Annotated in this window: 1 protein-coding gene; it reads left to right on the top strand. The window is 71.2% G+C overall.

Annotated elements, in window-relative coordinates; all coding sequences use genetic code 11:
- Window positions 1-1,078: peptidoglycan recognition protein family protein (locus ACWDNU_RS46845; RefSeq protein ID WP_449673583.1), on the top strand; the 1,078-nt coding region annotated here is incomplete at both ends.

The following is a 1,078-nucleotide window of genomic DNA, read 5'->3' as shown; positions in this document are numbered from 1 at the left end:
GGGGCTGTCCGTTCAGCTGCAAGTTCTGCTCCTTCCCCGCCGCGTCGCCGAAGTGGCGCTACAAATCCGCCGCCGATCCGGTCGACACCAGGGCCACCGACCAGACCCCCGCCGACGCGCCGACCGGCACCGAGCCGATCTACGTCGGCGAGACCACCGCGGTGCAGATGCTGGTGACCCGCAAGCCGGTCGCCGGACCCGACCACAGCGATCCGGCCCATCTCACCGAGGCCGCGCTCAAGGCGATCCTGATCAACCCGGGCCGCGCCGCCATCGACGCCGGACTCACCGACGTCGCCGCCGCGCTGCCGGGCGGTGGCCCGAAGGTCATCACCCGCGCGCAGTGGGGTGCCGACGAGTCGATCCGCTGCCAGGAACCCACCTACGACGACGGCGTCGGCGGCATCACCGTGCACCACACGGCCGGTCGCAACGACTACAGCCGGGCCGAGTCGGCGGGCATCGTCCGCGCGATCTACGCCTACCACGCCGAGACCCTGGGCTGGTGCGACATCGGCTACAACGCCCTGGTCGACCAGTACGGCCAGATCTTCGAGGGCCGCTACGGCGGCCTCGACCGGGCGGTGCAGGGCGCGCACGCGGGCGGGTTCAACGAGAACACCGTCGGGGTGGCGCTGATGGGCAACTACGAGACCGAGACGCCGAGCACCGAGTCGATCAACGCGATCGGCAAGTTCGTCGGCTGGCGGGCCAAGCTCGCGGGGATCAACCCCAAGGGCCACACCACCATGTACTCCGAGGGCACCGAGTTCACCCCGTACGCCCAGGACGAGGCGGTCGACCTGCCGACGGTGTTCGCGCACCGCGACGTCGGCAACACCGACTGCCCCGGTGACGCCGCCTACGCCCTGATGGACCGCATCCGCGGGATCGCCGCGGGCAACAGCACCTACTCCTCCCCCGCGACGCCGGAACGGCCGCCGAGCCAGCAGGCCCGCGCGCCGCAACAGCAGGAACAGGAACCGCAGCAGGGCAACATGGCCGAGCTGGGCGCGCTGGTCGACAAGCTGCTCGGCCTGTCCGGCTCGAACGAGATCGCCAGGCACTGGGTGAGCCG

The organism is Amycolatopsis sp. NPDC003676 (assembly GCF_053587275.1).
The sequence above is the reverse complement of the archived record's forward strand: the minus strand, read 5'-3'. Positions and strand labels throughout refer to the sequence as shown.